The sequence below is a fragment of the Bacillus paralicheniformis genome, assembly GCF_001042485.2.
In the GTDB taxonomy this organism is placed as follows: domain Bacteria; phylum Bacillota; class Bacilli; order Bacillales; family Bacillaceae; genus Bacillus; species Bacillus paralicheniformis.
This window is the reverse complement of the sequence record NZ_LBMN02000005.1, coordinates 85,518-103,558: the sequence shown is the minus strand read 5'-3', so window position 1 is coordinate 103,558 and position 18,041 is coordinate 85,518. Positions and strand designations below refer to the sequence as shown.

At 44.9% G+C, this 18,041-nt stretch carries 19 protein-coding genes; 12 read left to right on the top strand and 7 right to left on the bottom strand.

The genetic code is table 11. The features are described 5' to 3' along the window. The first annotated feature begins 86 nt into the window (after positions 1-86). The 6 genes from ACH97_RS05520 to ACH97_RS05490 all read left to right on the top strand — a co-directional run bounded on the left by ACH97_RS05520 (position 87) and on the right by ACH97_RS05490 (position 7,510). Positions 87-620, top strand: coding sequence for a shikimate kinase (locus ACH97_RS05520; RefSeq protein WP_048350472.1), 534 nt, complete (start codon positions 87-89; stop codon positions 618-620). A gap of 278 nt (positions 621-898) precedes the next feature. Beyond that, complete coding sequence (locus ACH97_RS05515) at positions 899-1,669, top strand: nucleotidyltransferase domain-containing protein (protein ID WP_048350473.1); 771 nt, start codon at positions 899-901, stop codon at positions 1,667-1,669. Positions 1,670-2,039: 370 nt separating this feature from the next. Then, entirely contained in the window at positions 2,040-2,951 is a 912-nt protein-coding gene (locus ACH97_RS05505) for a proline dehydrogenase family protein (RefSeq protein WP_173636671.1), read from the top strand. Between the two features lie 23 nt (positions 2,952-2,974). Further along, positions 2,975-4,525 carry an L-glutamate gamma-semialdehyde dehydrogenase gene (pruA, locus tag ACH97_RS05500; protein ID WP_023855681.1) on the top strand — a complete coding sequence of 517 codons (1,551 nt, stop codon included), beginning with the start codon at positions 2,975-2,977 and terminating at the stop codon, positions 4,523-4,525. 130 nt (positions 4,526-4,655) lie between these two features. Then, complete coding sequence (gene putP, locus ACH97_RS05495; protein ID WP_025810791.1) at positions 4,656-6,110, top strand: sodium/proline symporter PutP; 1,455 nt, start codon at positions 4,656-4,658, stop codon at positions 6,108-6,110. Positions 6,111-6,265: 155 nt separating this feature from the next. After that, positions 6,266-7,510, top strand: a complete 1,245-nt coding sequence (locus ACH97_RS05490) for a PucR family transcriptional regulator (protein WP_023855679.1) — start codon at positions 6,266-6,268, stop codon at positions 7,508-7,510. A 37-nt stretch (positions 7,511-7,547) separates the two neighbouring features. On the opposite strand, the gene ACH97_RS05485 is transcribed toward ACH97_RS05490, so the two are convergent. Together ACH97_RS05485 and ACH97_RS05480 are read right to left on the bottom strand one after the other, a co-directional pair. Next, positions 7,548-8,393 (bottom strand): TIGR03943 family putative permease subunit, encoded by an 846-nt coding sequence (locus tag ACH97_RS05485; protein ID WP_020450084.1) that lies wholly within the window; start codon positions 8,391-8,393, stop codon positions 7,548-7,550. Between the two features lie 4 nt (positions 8,394-8,397). After that, positions 8,398-9,303: a permease gene (locus tag ACH97_RS05480; protein WP_025810790.1), complete on the bottom strand. Its 906-nt coding sequence runs from the start codon at positions 9,301-9,303 to the stop codon at positions 8,398-8,400. 185 nt (positions 9,304-9,488) lie between these two features. On the opposite strand from ACH97_RS05480, the gene ACH97_RS05475 reads away from it, so the two are divergent. From ACH97_RS05475 to ACH97_RS05465, 3 genes are all read left to right on the top strand, one after another. After that, on the top strand, positions 9,489-10,445 hold the full coding sequence (locus tag ACH97_RS05475; protein ID WP_020450086.1) for an acetylxylan esterase: 957 nt from the start codon (positions 9,489-9,491) through the stop codon (positions 10,443-10,445). 86 nt (positions 10,446-10,531) lie between these two features. Next, positions 10,532-10,960, top strand: a complete 429-nt coding sequence (locus ACH97_RS05470) for a MarR family winged helix-turn-helix transcriptional regulator (RefSeq protein WP_081043975.1) — start codon at positions 10,532-10,534, stop codon at positions 10,958-10,960. Further along, entirely contained in the window at positions 10,951-11,292 is a 342-nt protein-coding gene (locus ACH97_RS05465; protein ID WP_020450088.1) for a DUF3147 family protein, read from the top strand. The genes ACH97_RS05470 and ACH97_RS05465 overlap by 10 nt, the downstream gene beginning before the upstream one ends. An 85-nt stretch (positions 11,293-11,377) precedes the next feature. On the opposite strand, the gene ACH97_RS23955 is transcribed toward ACH97_RS05465, so the two are convergent. From ACH97_RS23955 to ACH97_RS05450, 3 genes are all read right to left on the bottom strand, one after another. Beyond that, a complete protein-coding gene (locus ACH97_RS23955) occupies positions 11,378-11,704 on the bottom strand; it encodes a hypothetical protein (protein ID WP_229105605.1) in 327 nt (108 codons plus the stop codon). Positions 11,705-12,237: 533 nt separating this feature from the next. Further along, complete coding sequence (locus ACH97_RS05455; RefSeq protein WP_048350235.1) at positions 12,238-12,921, bottom strand: amino acid ABC transporter permease; 684 nt, start codon at positions 12,919-12,921, stop codon at positions 12,238-12,240. Between the two features lie 11 nt (positions 12,922-12,932). After that, positions 12,933-13,808, bottom strand: coding sequence for a transporter substrate-binding domain-containing protein (locus ACH97_RS05450; RefSeq protein ID WP_023855673.1), 876 nt, complete (start codon positions 13,806-13,808; stop codon positions 12,933-12,935). 183 nt (positions 13,809-13,991) lie between these two features. Between ACH97_RS05450 and ACH97_RS05445 the strand changes: the two genes are divergently transcribed. From ACH97_RS05445 to ACH97_RS05435, 3 genes are all read left to right on the top strand, one after another. Further along, positions 13,992-14,543 carry an NAD(P)H-dependent oxidoreductase gene (locus ACH97_RS05445; RefSeq protein WP_020450092.1) on the top strand — a complete coding sequence of 184 codons (552 nt, stop codon included), beginning with the start codon at positions 13,992-13,994 and terminating at the stop codon, positions 14,541-14,543. Between the two features lie 95 nt (positions 14,544-14,638). Further along, entirely contained in the window at positions 14,639-15,364 is a 726-nt protein-coding gene (locus tag ACH97_RS05440; protein ID WP_020450093.1) for an AAA family ATPase, read from the top strand. 69 nt (positions 15,365-15,433) lie between these two features. Beyond that, positions 15,434-16,870, top strand: a complete 1,437-nt coding sequence (locus ACH97_RS05435; RefSeq protein WP_020450094.1) for a glycoside hydrolase family 1 protein — start codon at positions 15,434-15,436, stop codon at positions 16,868-16,870. A 39-nt stretch (positions 16,871-16,909) separates the two neighbouring features. On the opposite strand, the gene ACH97_RS05430 is transcribed toward ACH97_RS05435, so the two are convergent. Both ACH97_RS05430 and ACH97_RS05425 read right to left on the bottom strand, forming a co-directional pair. After that, complete coding sequence (locus tag ACH97_RS05430; RefSeq protein WP_023855672.1) at positions 16,910-17,308, bottom strand: competence protein ComJ; 399 nt, start codon at positions 17,306-17,308, stop codon at positions 16,910-16,912. Between the two features lie 17 nt (positions 17,309-17,325). Further along, on the bottom strand, positions 17,326-17,772 hold the full coding sequence (locus ACH97_RS05425; protein WP_020450096.1) for a NucA/NucB deoxyribonuclease domain-containing protein: 447 nt from the start codon (positions 17,770-17,772) through the stop codon (positions 17,326-17,328). Positions 17,773-18,041: the final 269 nt, after the last annotated feature.

The following is an 18,041-nucleotide window of genomic DNA, read 5'->3' as shown; positions in this document are numbered from 1 at the left end:
TAACAGGCACCCTATACCATTCCAGCTGGATTTGTCATATACTTAAGATATTTGATTCCTTTATGCAAGGAGAGGAGAAGCTGGAAATGAATGCCGAAATGAGAGATAAGAATATCGTGCTGATCGGGTTTATGGGTGTCGGGAAAACAACCATCGGTCAGCTTCTGTCAAAGAAATTAGGCCGCGACTTTATCGATATCGACCAGCAGATCGAAAAAGATTTTCAAATGACCATTCCGGAGATGTTTCAGCAAAAAGGGGAAGCGTTTTTCAGACAGACTGAAAAAGAATATATTGTTCAGATGTGCGAACATACAATGGGCAGCATCGTATCTTTAGGGGGCGGCGCTTTCCAACAGGAAGACATCAGAAAGAAGTGCCTCGAACACTGCTTCGTCATCTTTCTTGATTTAACATGGGAGAGTTGGCAGCAGCGAATGGATCTCCTGATTGAGAACAGGCCGGTTCTTCATAACCGTTCAATCGAAGAAATGAAACAGCTGTTCAACGAGAGAAAGAGCATCTATGCATTTCACAACTTGAAAGTGGAAACAGATAACCGGTCTGCCGAGGAAACGGCCGACTATATTGTGGAGATACTGGGGCTTGGCCGGTCTTAAACAAACGTTTAATTAAGCTGTTTCTATCGCTGTGTCAATATACTGGAATAAGCAAAGAGCCAATGATTTGTCTGATCATTGGCTCTTTCGGTCTTGTTTGACCGTTTGTCCATTTGATACGGTATAGGGGATCGGGATGGGCATCACGTTATCCGCCCCGCCGGCACTTCCATGGATAAAGACTTTTTCTGCCCCTGCGGCCGCAAAAAAGTCGCTTATTACCGGATCGGACACTATAATGTAAATAATAGAAACGATAGACTGGCGGTGCACTTATCATGAAACAGCGAATTCAAGAAGAATTGAAAAACATTGAAGCGACATATGGCGTTAAAATCCTCTATGCGGTTGAATCGGGCAGCAGAGCCTGGGGCTTTCCGTCACAGGACAGTGATTACGACGTCAGATTTATTTATGTCCATCAAAAAGACTGGTATCTGTCAATTGATGCAAAGCGCGATGTAATTGAACTGCCGATTGACGATTCCCTCGATATCAGCGGCTGGGAGCTGACAAAAGCGTTAAGACTGTTCCGGAAATCAAACCCTCCGCTTCTCGAATGGCTTTCTTCAGGAACGGTTTATTATGAAGCCTATTCGCTGACAGAAAACATGAGGCAGCTGAAAAGCCGCGCCTTTTCGCCAGTCTCCTGTATGTACCATTATCTCAATATGGCATCAGGGAATTTCCGCGACTATCTGCAGCGGGAAGAGGTGAAAATTAAAAAATATTTTTATGTGCTCCGCCCAATTCTGGCTTGCCAGTGGATCGAAAGCCGCCGGACAGTTCCTCCGATTGAATTTCAGGTTTTGCTTGACGAACTTATGGAAGATGGACCGCTGAAAACGGAAATCCATCAGCTGCTTGAAAGGAAAAAGAGAGGGGAGGAGTTCAATCTTGAACCTCAAAACCCCATCCTCCACGCATTTATTGATCGTGAATTGGAGCGGCTTCAGACGGTTGCCAAAGCCTATAAAACGGATCATGAAGATCTGACGCAGGAACTTGACCGGCTGTTTAGAGAAACGCTAGACGAGGTGTGGGCATAACATGATATTCCCTTTAAGTATTCTTAAAGGGTTTTTTCTTTGCATTCATAGGGAAATGGTTGAGTATAACAGAAAGCGTTTTCAAATAAAGCGGCGCGGAACGGCAGACAGGGCATTCGCAAAAACGGGTTCGCCGAAAACGCATCCTGTTCTTTACCGAAGTTTCTTCCTGATTCTATTGTCGTATACCATCCAAGTTTTAGGAAGAAAGTTTCTGAAAAAATCCCAGCGGATGTAAAACATTGTGGGAAAACCACAAAAATCGTCAGCTTTTTTGTTTTTTCGAAATATTGTGAATCGGCCCTTAGCTCTTATAAAATTAAGAATATAAAGAAATATTTCATGAGATGGCGGGGTGTGAGTAATGGAAGTGATAACAAGAGACTTTTTCCTATTCTTATCTAAAAGCAGCATCCTGAATCGCCTGGCGAGAAATTGGGGGAGTTCCGTCGCGACCGGAAAAATTATCGGAGGAAAAGATTTTGAAGCTTCAATTCCGATTATTAAGGAGCTGAACGAACAAGGATTGACTGTCACAGTTGATCATTTGGGCGAATTTGTAGACAGCAGGGAAGTCGCAAGGGAGCGCACGCAGGAATGCATTCGGGCCATTCAGCTGATTGCTCAGGAACAGCTTAATTCACATGTTTCATTAAAGATGACGTCACTGGGACTTGATATTGACCTTGACCTTGTCAGGGATAATATGACCAGCATTCTGGAATGTGCCGAACAGCATAAAGTGATGGTCACAATCGATATGGAAGATGAAGTGCGCTGCCAAAAGACGCTTGACCTCTTTAAGGAGTTCAGGCAGAAATACGAGTATGTCAGCACGGTCCTGCAGGCTTACTTGTACCGGACCGAACAGGATTTGGAGGAGCTTAATCCGTATAATCCGTTTTTCCGTCTTGTGAAGGGAGCTTATAAAGAATCGCCGCAAGTGGCGTTTCCTGACAAAAAAGATGTGGATGAGAATTACAAAAAGCTCATTAAAAAGCAGCTGCTGAGCGGCCATTACACAGCCATCGCAACTCATGACGACAAGATGATTGATTACACCAAAGAAATTGCGAAAGAGCATCAAATCGGCAAAGACCGCTTCGAATTTCAAATGCTGTACGGGATGCGCAGCAAAACTCAGCTGGAACTGGTGAAGGAAGGCTACAACATGCGCGTGTATCTTCCTTACGGAGACGACTGGTACGGTTACTTTATGAGAAGGCTTGCCGAACGGCCTGCCAACATCGCTTTTGCGTTTAAAGGCATGACGAAGAAATAAAACGATAAAAAGGGGAGATTAGCATGACAACACCTTACAAACACGAACCATTTACAAATTTCGGGATCGAAGAAAACCGGAAGGCATTCGAAAAAGCTCTGGAAACGGTAAATAACGAATGGCTGGGTCAGTCCTATCCTCTTGTTATCGATGGAGAAAGGTATGAAACGGAAGACAAGATCGTATCGATCAATCCTGCAAACAAAGAAGAAGTTGTAGGCACGGTATCCAAGGCTACTCAGGATCATGCGGAAAAGGCCATTCAGGCGGCTGCGAAAGCGTTTGAAACTTGGAGATACACAGATCCTGAAGAAAGAGCGGCTGTTTTATTCCGCGCGGCTGCCAATGTGCGCCGCAAAAAGCATGAGTTTTCTGCGCTTCTAGTCAAAGAAGCAGGTAAACCTTGGAATGAAGCGGATGCGGATACGGCAGAAGCGATCGATTTTATGGAATACTATGCGCGGCAAATGATTGAGCTTGCGAAAGGAAAGCCGGTTAACAGCCGTGAAGGCGAACGAAATCAATATGTGTACACACCGACTGGTGTAACGGTTGTTATTCCGCCTTGGAACTTCCTCTTCGCGATCATGGCCGGAACGACGGTTGCGCCGATCGTGACAGGAAACACGGTTGTTCTGAAGCCCGCAAGCGCAGCGCCTGTCATTGCTGCCAAGTTCGTTGAAGTGCTTGAAGAAAGCGGACTTCCAAAAGGAGTAGTTAACTTCGTCCCTGGAAGCGGAGCTGAAGTCGGGGATTACCTGGTGGATCATCCGAAAACAAGCATCATTACGTTTACAGGTTCAAGGGAAGTCGGAACGCGCATTTTTGAGCGCGCAGCGAAGGTTCAGCCTGGTCAGACACACTTAAAACAAGTGATTGCTGAAATGGGCGGAAAAGATACGGTCGTCGTTGATGAGGATTGTGACATTGAATTGGCTGCACAATCAATTTTCACATCTGCCTTCGGCTTTGCAGGCCAAAAATGTTCAGCAGGTTCACGGGCTGTCGTGCATGAAAAGGTATATGACGAAGTATTGAAGCGCGTAATCGAAATTACGGAGTCCAAGAAAGTCGGAGAGCCTGACAGCGCGGACGTTTATATGGGACCTGTCATCGACCAGGCATCGTATAATAAAATCATGGACTATATCGAAATCGGAAAAGAAGAAGGCCGCTTAGTCAGCGGAGGAAAAGGCGATGATTCAAAAGGCTACTTCATCGATCCGACGATCTTTGCCGATCTGGATCCGAAAGCCCGGTTAATGCAGGAAGAAATTTTCGGACCTGTTGTTGCTTTCTCAAAAGTCAGCAGCTTTGATGAGGCGCTGGAAGTTGCCAACAACACCGAATACGGCCTGACAGGCGCGGTCATTACTAAAAACCGCGACCATATCAACAGAGCAAAACAAGAATTCCATGTCGGAAATCTGTATTTCAACCGCAACTGTACAGGGGCGATCGTCGGCTACCATCCGTTTGGCGGTTTCAAAATGTCGGGAACTGATTCTAAAGCGGGCGGCCCTGATTATCTTGCGCTTCACATGCAGGCGAAAACGATCAGTGAAACGTTTTAAGGTGTAAGAAAAGGGGTTAAACAGGGGGACGAAGGCAGCCTTTCATAGGCTGCCTTCAAAAAAAGAGAAATTAGTCTAAAAATTTAGATAAACGGCATCTTGGGGGGAGATTCTTATTCAGAACATACAATTGATCATTTCCATCGTGATTTACATGGTAGGGATGCTTTATATTGGGTATTACGCTTACAAACGGACAGCAAACCTCTCAGACTATATGCTTGGCGGACGGACGCTCGGGCCTGCTGTCACGGCGCTCAGCGCCGGCGCATCAGACATGAGCGGCTGGCTTTTGATGGGGCTGCCGGGCGCCATGTTTGCAACAGGCCTGAGCGGTTCATGGATTGTCATCGGCCTTGTACTCGGTGCATGGGCGAACTGGATTTTTGTGGCGCCGCGCTTAAGGTCATACACCGAGGTAGCAGGCAATTCGATCACCATCCCTGCATTTTTAGAAAACCGCTTTCATGACAAATCAAAGATCCTGCGAATATTTTCCGGAGTCGTCATTATTACCTTTTTTACGTTTTATGTATCATCAGGAATGGTTTCCGGCGGCGTTTTATTTAACAGCATGTTTCATTTGGAATATCATACAGGGCTGTGGATCATTTCGGGTGTCGTCGTGGCTTACACGCTTTTCGGCGGGTTTTTGGCCGTCAGCTGGACGGACTTTGTCCAGGGTATCATTATGGTTGTCGCGTTAGTTCTTGTTCCGGTTGTTACGTTCATTCAGACGGGGGGACCGATAGAAGCCTTCAGCGAAATCCAGTCGATCGATCCTAACCTCCTCAATATTTTTAAAGGAACGAGTGTCCTCGGCATCATCTCCTTGTTTGCATGGGGCCTCGGCTACTTTGGACAGCCTCACATTATCGTGCGCTTTATGGCGATATCCTCTGTCAAGGAAACGAAGAAAGCGCGCCGGATCGGCATGGGTTGGATGATCTTTTCAAGTGCGGGCGCACTGCTGACCGGATTGCTCGGTATTGCGTATTACTCGAAGAACGGGCTTCACTTGGATGATCCGGAAACGATCTTCATTCAATTGGGGAACATTCTGTTTCACCCTCTGATCACAGGCTTTTTAATCTCGGCGATTTTAGCAGCGGTTATGAGTACAATTTCCTCCCAGCTGCTAGTTACATCAAGTTCTCTAACTGAAGATTTATACAAAACGCTATTTAAACGCTCTGCATCTGACAAAGAACTCGTCTTTTTCGGACGTCTTTCGGTTTTGGCGGTTTCCATTGTCGGACTCTGTCTCGCCTGGACAAAAAACAATACGATTCTCGGTCTTGTCAGCTATGCTTGGGCGGGTTTCGGCGCGTCGTTCGGCCCAGTGATCATCTTAAGTTTGTTTTGGAAGAGGATGACAAAATGGGGGGCGCTTGCCGGAATGGTTGCCGGAGCAGTTACCGTCATCATTTGGGCGGAAGCCGGACTTTCCGATGTTCTTTATGAAATGATTCCGGGCTTTGCCGCCAGCTTGCTGTTTGTGTTTGTCGTCAGTCTATTGACATCAAAACCGGAGCAGCAGGTGCTTGATGAATTCGAGCAATACAAACAAACACTGCAACGATGATGGAGATGGGGAACCATTCTCCGTCTCTCTTTTTATAGGCCTTCTCCCCCCTTCTAACAGGGGATTGATCCCATTTTTTTAAAAGTCGCATATAAGTCTATACAAGAGTGTAAAGGAGAAGTATGATTAAGTTAAAAACGAGTAGGAGAAAGGATATGGAAGAGCTATTAGAACAAGTTGTTTCTCTTTCAAACATTAATGAGATCATTGACTTTATCAGCGGCGAGCTGAAAAAGCCGGTCATACTGGAAAGCGCAGATTTTTTCTTATTAGCTTATAACTCCTATTATATTAACCATTTTGATGCAGCAAACCAGCAAACGATTTTCTCCAAAAAATGTCCGCTGCCGATCTTTGAAAAGTTCGTCGAAGAAGGCATTATTGATCAATTGAAAACGATTCCGACTCCTTTTAGGGTAAAACAGATTGAAGAAATCGGGTTAAACCAGCGGGTTGTCGTCAGCGCCAAGTATAAAGACGAAATTATGGGCTATATCTGGGTGCAGGAGATTGAAGACGACCTGTCTGATGAAGAGCTTGATTTCTTATACAAAGCATCCTTTCATGTCGGGAAGATCATTTATAAGAAAAAACGCCTCAAACAAGAAAAAGAAGAACAGGCGGAAGAGCTTTACAAAAAGGCAATTAACGATCAGTTTCAAACGGAAAAAGAGCTGAAAGCCGCCGCCGATAAGGCGAGCGTTGTCCTGCCGGCCGTGTTTACCGTCATGGTGCTTCAAGTCGTTGACGGGGAGGATGAACTGCTCGAGGATCTGAAGGAAACGATTCGGTCTTATTTAAACCTGAAAGATAATATCAGTCACGTATTGGAGGATCATTCGAATATCGCCATCATTGTCGGCAGTGTGTCGCGCAAGCGTTCCGCGCTGGCTGCGGCCTCAGAACTGATCAACCGTCTGTTGACCCATTTGCGCTCACAAATGCTGCCTCTTATTTTAATCGGGGTCGGCAATGAGTACAGCAGCCCGCTGTCCCTTGGCAGAAGCTACAGAGAGGCGCTCCAAGTGACGAAAGCAGCGGAAATCACGGGAAGCCAGGAACACATTCCCTATGAATACCAAAAGCTCGGGCTTTTCAGGTATCTTGACCAAATCGCCGCAAAAAACGATCATCTGCAATATGTAAACCCGGACCTTCAGCTGCTGAAAGAAAAAGATAAAGAAAGCCACACCGAATTTTTGAGAACGCTTGAAATTTATCTCGTCAACAACTGCAAGGTCAAGCCATCCGCAGAACAGCTGTTTATCCACCAAAACACGCTCAACTACCGTATCAAACAAATATTAGAAATGACATCGATCGATCTCAATGATTTTAATACTAGATGTCAATTGTTTATCGATTTAATGCTGATGAAGAAAGCAGGCTACAAATCGTAAACAGAAAAAGAAAAGCCGGTGCATGAAGTGCCGGCTTTTAATATGTCCGATAAACGTAAGGATCTTTCGGCTCTTTTATAGGAGACCAATCCTTCACCTTCATCACGGGAATCGTAGATTTGAAAGGCTGATAGTATTCGTTAGACAGCGTTCCTTTTACATGGAGCCACTGATCGTCTTTAATATTCGTATGTTCAGGGAATTCGACCAGCATACCGTAGACTCCCGAGTCGGCGATGCAATGAATGATTCCGAAGCGGAGAACAAACAGCTGTTTATCATTAATCGCTTCCCCTTTAAAGGCAAAACCGTCGAATTCGATCGTTCGGTCAAGGAATTCTCCCGGATATTGATAGATCGTTTCCATGCCCTTCAAAAAATCATCGTCTTTTAATGAAATATGCTGTTTTCCTTTATAATTTTTCAGCGCTTTATTCATCAATTCATCGTACCCTTCCTCGCCGTAGTAGATGCTTGTATCAGGGCGCAGGTACTGGGTTTGGGCATAATGCTCCGGCTGTTCGATCGCTTTGAACGAGAAGCCCTTCGACTTGACGATATTGGAATCAAGCGTCGCTGCCGGCAGAAAAAGTCCGGTGCATAAAGGGAAGATGAACACGAAATAAATGAACATCCTTTTCAGAAAAGGCTTATCTTTTTCATGATCGTGATCATGGCCGCATCCGAAGTCGCGGTCACATCCTTTTTCGTCTGAGCCTTTCATATAAATGTAGAATTGCACCGCTGTCAAAATGGCCAGAAGAAAAATAGCGATGTATGAAAGGTAAGCATATTTCATATTAATATATTTTGTCAGATTGCCGGATGCATGAAGATGAAAAAAGAAAAACGTAAACAACATTAAAATGAATGTGCGAAACATGTTCTCACCCCTTTACCAACAGTGATCCGGCTAAGACAATAACGGCGATGTAGGCGATTAAGACAAACACAAAGCGTTTTTTAAAGATGCCGAGCATCATCAGCAGATTTTTGATGTCCACCATCGCTCCGAATACAAGAAAGGCGATAAGTGAGCCGAGTGAAAACGTGCTGCTGAAAGAAGAAGCAATAAAAGCGTCGACCTCTGAACAAAGGGACAGCACAAATGACAGCCCCATCATAACAAGGGAGGAAGATACATCATTCTGCCCGATCGCCAAAAGGGTAGATGTTTTAATATACGTCTGCATTGCCGCTGCGACAAATGCGCCGATGATCAAATATTTTCCGACTGAGAAAAACTCGTCAACTGCATGGCGGAGCGTCCCGCCGAGCTTTTGCAAGAAAGACTGGTTCACATGGGCATGGTGGTGATGGCCGCGTGTCCCGTTCTCGATCAGCTGATTCCCTTTAAATTGATAAGAGATGATCAGCCCGGCAATGAGAGACACCGCAATCGCCAATCCGCCGCGATAGAACACAACATCCCATTTGTTCCCGAAAGCGATGAATGTCGAGAATAAAACAATCGGATTGATGATCGGGGCCGTCAGCATGAAGGCGACCGCTGCGTGAAGCGGTACGCCCTTTAAAAGCAGCCTGCGGGCAATCGGAACGATGCCGCACTCGCAAGCCGGAAACAATACCCCGGCAAATGTCCCTGACAAAACGGCGAGAAATCGGTTTTTCGGGATGATTTTCGCCAACATCTCCTCCGTCACAAACATTTGAATCAAACCTGATATAAAAACCCCGATCAAAACGAACGGAATCGCTTCTATTAATATACTGATAAATATTGAGTTCAGCTGCAGAAAGGATTGTGAAGCCACAAAAAAACCTCCGCGCAAATGTATATTTTTAGTTTCAATCTAGCATTATAACATAAATTGAAAAAGCGGTTTTGTGCGGCGGGGTCAGATAATGGGAGGAGCAGAAGTGACAGAATCAATACATATAAAATCCATACACAGCCTTGAAGGGGAATGTTATGATAAGAATATTCAAAAAATGAAAAGAAGAGGGGAAAGACAAGATGCAGCAGCCTTATGATATGCCGCTAGAACAGCTTTACCAGTATAAACCGGAACGGACGGCACCGGCTGATTTTGAAGAGTTCTGGAAGGGTTCATTGGAGGAATTGTCAAATATAAAAGCGGAGCCTGAGCTTGAACCGCATGAATATCCGGCTGACGGGGTAAAAGTCTACTGGCTTACATACAGAAGCACCGGGGGAGCGCGAATCAAAGGCTGGTATGCAGTACCCAACCGCCAAGGGCCGCATCCTGCGATCGTCAAATATCACGGCTATAACGCCAGCTATGACGGAGACATTCATGATATTGTCAATTGGGCTCTTCACGGTTATGCGGCATTCGGTATGCTGGTCCGCGGGCAGAGCAGCAGTGAAGATACAGAGACCTCTCAACACGGACATGTACCCGGCTGGATGACAAAAGGAATCCTCGATCCGAAAACATATTACTACAGAGGGGTCTATTTAGATGCCGTACGAGCAGTCGAAGTGGTCAGCGGTTTTGCTGAAGTCGATGAAAAGCGGATCGGAGTGATCGGGGCAAGCCAAGGAGGCGGGCTGGCTGTCGCGGTTTCGGCGCTGTCCGATATTCCAAAAGCAGCCGTGTCCGAATACCCTTATTTAAGCAATTTTCAACGAGCGATCGATATAGCGATCGACCAGCCTTATCTCGAAATCAACTCCTTTTTCAGAAGAAACACCAGCCCGAATATTGAACAGGCGGCCATGCGGACCCTGTCTTATTTTGATATCATGAACCTTGCTCAAGCGGTCAAAGCGCCCGTTCTCATGTCGATCGGACTGGTTGACACCATCACACCGCCATCCACCGTCTTTGCGGCTTACAATCACTTGAAAACGGATAAAGAAATAAAAGTGTACCGCTATTTTGGACACGAATACATCCCGCCGTTCCAAACCGAAAAGCTGGCGTTTTTGAGAAAGCACCTGAAATGAATAAAAGTGAACACCCGGTGAAGCCGGGTTTTTTTATGTCTTGATTTAAGAATATATCGTATTATAAGATATAATTAGAGAGGGTGATGAAAATGAATACAGAGAAAATCATAGAAATGATGAATCAGGACTGGACGGATATTTACTACCATCTGCACACAAAGCATGATGATCATTTGTCTCACCACGCGGTTAGAATGCTTCAGCATATCGAAAAAAACCGCTTGGTGACCATTGGCCATTTAGCAAAATTATTGGATGTCTCTCATAATACGGCATCAGAACATGTGAAAAGACTGATACAAAAAGGACTTGTACAGAAAAACCGGGACAGCAGCGATGAACGCAAAGTCTACGTCACGTTAACGCCTGAAGGTGAAGAAGCAGTGAAACGGCATACGAGACTTCATCCGAAAAAACTGCAAAAGGTGCTGGAGCAATTAAATAAGGAAGAAGTCGAAATGATTAAAACAGCATTTTCCTTGTTGAGCCGGGAGGCAAAATCATGTTTTTAATAGTGAAAATCGGGGTTTCTGCAATATTGATCGCCATTATAACCGAAATTGCACGAAAATCGCCTGAAATGGGTGGAATGATTGCGGCATTGCCTCTTGTCAGTCTGCTGAGTTTATTTTGGCTTAGTGTACAAGGGGAATCTTTAAAGCATTTAAGCCAATTCGCGAAAGGCGTGCTATGGGGGTTTCCCGCCACGGCGGTTCTCCTTTTGATCGTGGTTTTGAGTTTAAAAGCATCATTTCCGGTTGTCATTTCTGTTGTGTTTGGAGTATGCGGATGGGGCGGGTGTTTAATGCTGCAAAAGGCTCTCATCCATGCGATATTCGGGTGAAGGGGAATGGAATAAGAAGCCGCTTGTGCTGCCGCACAAGCGGCTGAAACGATCAGGGAGCGGCATACCCCCCTGTATGAGACTGTCACGTATAAAGCTTGGAGTAATAAATCATCCTCGCCGGAAAAGGAACGTCTCTGTATGGCCCCTCGGGCGGGATGGATGTCGACAGAAATCGGAAATAATGGCTCCCGAGTATTTTTAAGTTTATCGGATAAGTCTGGACGGTTTCAGGAGCGAGTTCATAGGAGAATGCTTGAGCTTTAGATTGACTGACCATGAACTTTTGATATTCCCCGTTTTCAAAGCAATATAAATAGCCCTTTAAACGATGCGCTTCCTGGTTGACCAAAGAGATATACAGATCTTCTCGGCCGTTTTTTTCAACCGGGTTTCCTGCTTTGTCAGACAAGTAAATCAATCTTGTTTGAGATGGGCTGCCGCTGTTCATTTGACATTTAACAGGTTCAATGCAAGCAGGATGAGTCGAGAGCCGGTCAGAATGCGGGGCATGTGAAATCAATTCAAAATAGTAGGGTGCTACATCGTCGGCATCCCGATTCCATTTGCAATCGTGCTCAGCCTTTGGGTCGAACATGAAGGACTGGGTGATGATATAAACGATGTGTCTGCCCGCAGGAACATGCTGGAACCTGATTTTGATTTCCTTGGACGAATGAGCGGGAACGATGGATGGAAAGGTTTGCGAGGGCCGGTCATTTCCTTCAAAGAAAACGGATATATGGATGCGGTCTTCGGCATTCGTATGGTTGCAGCAGACGTATGATGCTTGGAAATGGCCTGATGGATCGGTTTGATAGCTTAATTTGTTTCTGTCGATCGTATAAAGGTGATCTGCGTGAAAATAAGTCGATCTGAGGATATGGATAATACCGCCTCCGTTTCACAGTATGGAAAGCCGCCGGAGCACCCGGCAGCTTCTTGCTATTTTTTGATATAAACCTCTGTCCGCTTCTCCAGGAAATCCTGGAGCAAAGCGATCGCCGAGCAAACGGCCCAGTAAATCAAGGCAACTAAAATATACATCGTCATATAGTCGAACTCCCGTCCGCCTACGATTTTTGCCTGTTGAAACAATTCAGGCACGGTGATCATGGCGGCGAGGGAAGACGCTTTAACGAGATCAAGCATTACGTTTGCAAGAGGCGGGAGTGCAATTCTAACCGATTGAGGGACAATCACGTGGCACATCGTCTGCCAGTAGGAAAAGCCGATCGATTTTGCAGCGTCCCACTGCCCTCTGTCAACGGACGACAGGGCCGAGCGGATAATCTCGGCAATGTATGCGGCGCTGTTCATGCTGAAGCCGATTAAGGCAGCAATCAAAGCCGTAAATTGGATTCCGATATAAGGAAAACCAAAATAAAGAATAAATAGAATGACAAGGATCGGAACGCCTCTCATAAACGAAATATAGATTCTTGCCGGCCAACGAAGCAAAGAGATCTCCGACATGCGCCCAAGCGCGATGAAAAAACCGAGAATTAAACCGGCAAACATGCTCGCAAATGAAATAAAAAGCGTATTCCATATGCCTTGCATCACATAAGGAAACGATTTCGCAGCCAATTCTGCATTAAAAATATACTCCCATTGAATAGAGCCCAATTGACATCCCTCTATTTATTCACATCGACATCGACAAAGTCGATATCCTGCTTTTTCGAAACATCGGCACCGCCGAAAAACTTTTTCGAAATCTTTTTGATTGTGCCGTCCTTCAGCATTTCGTCAATCGTCTTGTCGAATTGTTTTTTTAGTTCTGCGTTTCCTTTTTTCATGATCATGCCTTGCTGATGCGGATAGTATTTAAGATCGGGATGAATAGTCAGATCCAGATCAGGCATTGCGGCGAGCGCGAGTTTTTGAAGGTAGTAGTCGTTTAAGATGACATCGGTTCTTCCATTCGCTACATCCTTTAAAAATTGGTCATTTGTTGCGTTGTCGTAAATGACTTCCTCAGCTCCGTATTGGCGCGCGATATCCATGTAAACTGTCGTAGCTGCGCCAGCGGCTTTCTTTCCCTTTAAATCTTCAAGCGTGTGGATGCCTGATAGATCTTTTTTGCGGACGATAGCCGTTCCGAATGAATATTTATAAGGCGTAGAGAACAAAAACTTTTCTTTGCGGTCGTCGGTCATTGTAATATCGTTGGCAGCAGCGTCCACTTGTCCGCTCCCCACCGCCGTCAGCATGCCGTCAAAGCCCATTTCTTTAAATTCGACATCCAGGTCGAGCCGTTTAGCCGCTTCACGGATGACTTCCACTTCGTAGCCGGTCAGCTTGTCTTTGCCGGAATCAGTGTCATGATATGAAGTAGGATAAAGGGTTCCCGAAGTCGCCACAACGATCTTCCCTTTTTTCTTTATCTCATCCCAGGCTGTTTTTTGATTTTCAGCCTTATTTTGAGTAGTGCTGCATGCAGCTGTTATAAGAGCGAGCGCTAACACCGTTATCAACAATGTAATGCGCTTATACGTATGCAATTTATTCACTTAAAAAATCCTCCTATTCCTTTAGTCAAGTAAACCATAGCACTGAAGTAGGGATTAGGCAATAAGATAATTAGTATTGGGAAAAAATAAAATAATTGATAGTGCAACCTGCTTTACTTTTTAAGGTGAAAGATGGAATCATAAAGATATTGGTAAATTGAAACACAAGGAGGATAAGAAAAGATGAAAAATATTTTAATCATCAACGGACATGAAGCCTATCCCCATGCAAGAGGACAGCTTAATCACACTATTTTTACAGCGTTGGCGGACAAGCTGGGTGAAAAATATGAAGTGAAAAAAACAGTGGTGGCAGACGGATATCAAATCCCTGAGGAGCACGAGAAATTCAAGTGGGCTGATGCTGTTATTTATCAGACGCCTGTTTACTGGTTCAGTGTTCCTGCTTTATTTAAAAAATATATTGATGAAATTTATGAGTACGGGCTTTTTTATCAAGGGTCTGAAGACTACGGCAGAGGCGGGCTGTTTACAGACAAAAAGTATATGTTTTCAACCACATGGAACGCGTCCAAGGATGTATTCTCCAAAGAGGGGACATTCTTCGAAGGTAAAAGTCTTGATGAAGCGCTCTTTCATTTGCACAAAATGCAGGAATTCGTCGGCATGAAGCCTTTAAAAACATTCTCTGTCCATGATGTCATCAGCAATCCGCAAGTAGATCAATATTTAGCTGATTTGGACGCCCATTTAAAAGAAGTATTTTCGATTTAAGTCAAGAGGTTTGTGCTCAGGCGCAAACCTCTTTTTTCGTTATCCTCTAAGAAAACGTGATACAGTTGAGTATAACCAAAGCAGGGGGTGCTCGCATGTTTTTAAAAAAGCTGACTTTACTTCGGGAAAAAGTTCCTTCTTATGCAAAATATCCATTTTCAATTCCTGCTATTCAACATTTAAAAGAACTGACGTTTCAAAAAAACGTAACATTTTTTGTGGGGGAAAACGGATCAGGCAAATCGACGCTGCTTGAAGCAATCGCAGATAAATGCGAATTTAACACGGCTGGAGGGGGAAGAAATAATACATATGAAGTGTACGGTTCCGGTTCGGATTTGGGAGACTATATCAGATTGTCATGGCTTCCTAAAGTAACAAACGGCTTTTTTCTGCGCGCCGAATCTTTTTATCATTTTGCTACTCATATTGATGAAGTAGACATCACCGGTTTTCGAGGCTACGGAGGCAGATCTCTTCACGAGCAATCACACGGTGAATCTTTTTTATCGCTTTTCAAACATCGTTTTAAAGAGAAGGGAATCTATCTTCTCGATGAGCCTGAAGCTGCTTTATCCCCGGCAAGACAGCTGGCATTTTTGAAAATTCTTCATGATTTGACGAAATCAAACCAAGCTCAGTTTATTATCGCCTCTCACTCCCCCATTTTATTAGGGTATCCGGAAGCCGACATCTTCAGTTTTGATGGTGAACAAATCACTGAAGTGAACTATGAGGATACGGATCATTACACCTTAACCAAGTATTTTCTTCAGCACCGGGAAAAGCTTCTGGCGGAGCTGTTTTTAGATGATGTTTGATCTGAAACGCGTTTCATAGGATATGATAAAGTGCATCCGGATCAAAATACGAAACAGGAGTTGAGCAATATGATTCATCAGCAATTACGCCCATTTCCAAACCATTTCCTATGGGGATCAGCTTCAGCAGCCTATCAGATCGAAGGGGCCTGGAAGGAAGACGGCAAAGGCCTCTCGGTTTGGGATGTGTTCACAAAGATTCCCGGCAAAACGTTTAAAGGAAGCAATGGAGACATTGCGGTCGACCATTACCACCGTTTTAAAGAAGATGTTGCTTTAATGGCCGAGATGGGGTTAAAAGCATACCGTTTTTCAGTCAGCTGGCCGAGGATTTTTCCCCAAGGCAGGGGAGAAGTCAATGAAGCGGGCTTGAGATTTTACGATGACTTGATTAATGAGCTCCTTGCTCATGATATTGAACCTGTTTTGACGCTTTATCATTGGGATCTTCCCCAGGCTTTAATGGATGAATACGGCGGCTTTGAATCCAGAAGGATTATAGAGGATTTCAATACGTATTGCGTTACGCTCTATAAGCGGTATGGGGACAGGGTCAAATATTGGGTGTCCCTTAACGAGCAAAATTACAATTTTAATCATGCCTTTATCACAGCGATGCATCCTCCGGGTGTGAAGGACAGGAAACGCTTCTATGAGGCTAACCATATTGCATTTCTGGCGAATGCAAAGGCAATCGATTCTTTTCGCCGGTATGTTCCCGATGGAAAAATCGGACCGAGTTTTGCTTATTCGCCTGCATATCCGCTCTCCAGCCGTCCGGATGATATCCTCGCTTTCGAAAATGCTGAGGAATTTACAAATTATTGGTGGCTTGATGTGTATTGCCGGGGAACATATCCGGGCATTCCTTTGAAATATCTGAAGGAAAAAGGCTGGGCGCCGACAATTGAGGAGGGGGATATGGAGCTTTTAGCAAAAGGAAAACCTGATTTCGTCGGTGTGAATTATTATCAAACCATCACATATGAAATGAATCCTCTAGACGGAGTAGCGGAAGGAAAGATGAATACGACCGGCCAAAAGGGCAGCAACCAGGAAACAGGTATGCCCGGTTTATACAAAACAAAGAGGAATCCTCATCTTGAGACATCGAATTGGGATTGGGCCATTGACCCGATCGGTCTAAGAATCGGGCTTCGCAGGATTTCCAGCCGCTACGGGCTTCCGCTTTTCATAACGGAAAACGGGCTTGGGGAATTCGATAAGGTTGAAAATGACGGCACAATTCATGATGATTACAGAATTGCCTACTTGCGTGCGCATCTTGAACAGTGCAGACAGGCTTTAAACGACGGAGTCGATTTAATCGGCTACTGCAGCTGGTCTTTTACAGATTTATTGAGCTGGCTGAACGGCTACCAGAAGAGATACGGTTTCGTTTATATTAATCGTGATGAAGAGAATGTAAAGGACTTGAAGAGGATTAAAAAAGACAGCTTTTACTGGTACCAAAATGTCATTCAGACAAACGGGGAAGAGCTTTAGGAGAAGGGCGCCGGTGACACCGGCGCCTTTATTCTTTGATCAGGCCTGTTTAAAATCGAGAATATAGGTGATCTTCGCAGTGCTGCTTTGATCAGGCATAATCGTATAGCATGTCAGCTGATAGACGCCTTGCGGGATGTCGCATGACAATTTCTTGGATAGGACGCTTGCAATTTCGACCCCGCCATGAAGCACGTCGAAAGAAACGGTGACGCGCCTGTTAAAGGAGGGAACCTGTTCCTGGACATTCAAACGAACTTCTACTAATGATGCCGTATTATCGAGAGCTTCAAACGAGACCGCGTGTTCTCCCGCTGTGTAGCCTCTTTTAATATCCTCGTCTGTCCAATCCATAACGGGCGGCTTTCCGCCTTTTTGATAAACGGTAAACTGATGGTATGACATCGTCATTTCTTCTGCTTCCCACTTTTTGATCAAAGAACGTACCTCCAGTGTTATTTAATCTTGAAAAGTATTTTCGTGCCGTCCGGATAATCGCTTACCTGATTGCCCACCCAAGATCCTGCTCCACGGTTATCAGAAGGACTGATATACTCGACGGAAGCACCTGTTCCGCCTTCTTCGCACATGGCCATCGGCCACTCGTCGCGGTCATAGCCCGATTTGGAAGGAACATCTTTTAACGATTCCTTTCGGCGTTCGTCGGCTCCGTCCCTGTCGATCGTACAGATTTTAGAATGCCCTTTCTTGATGGCCTTTCGAATGTGCGCGCCTGTTTCAGGATAGCGGTCCGACGGGAAAATCAGCACTTCATCATAGTCTGAGCCGTTTTGCCGGCCTGAAGGCTGGTGTTCTGAAGTGAAAAAATCGCCGGATATAATGCCGATGATCACGACGGCGACGGCGAGCAAGGTGATCAGCAAAGATTTAATTTTGTCCATTCGTGTTGTCCTGCTTTCTTATAAGTTGAATCACTCAGCCGCAGCGGGCCGGAAGTAAATACAACTTTATTATCGTAAAAATGATTTGAGAAATAAAGGGGAGATTAATAGGTTTTTCCTCCTGAAAAGCTGAATTTTAGTCTATCATATCGCCTTTTTTTAAAATTTTTCCGGTTCGTTTAGAAGGTTTTAGAGGTTCAAAATTTAAATTTCTCATATGGAAGAAAAACTTTCGAGCCCCCTTTATCAAGCTTTCCTGCGCGAATGAT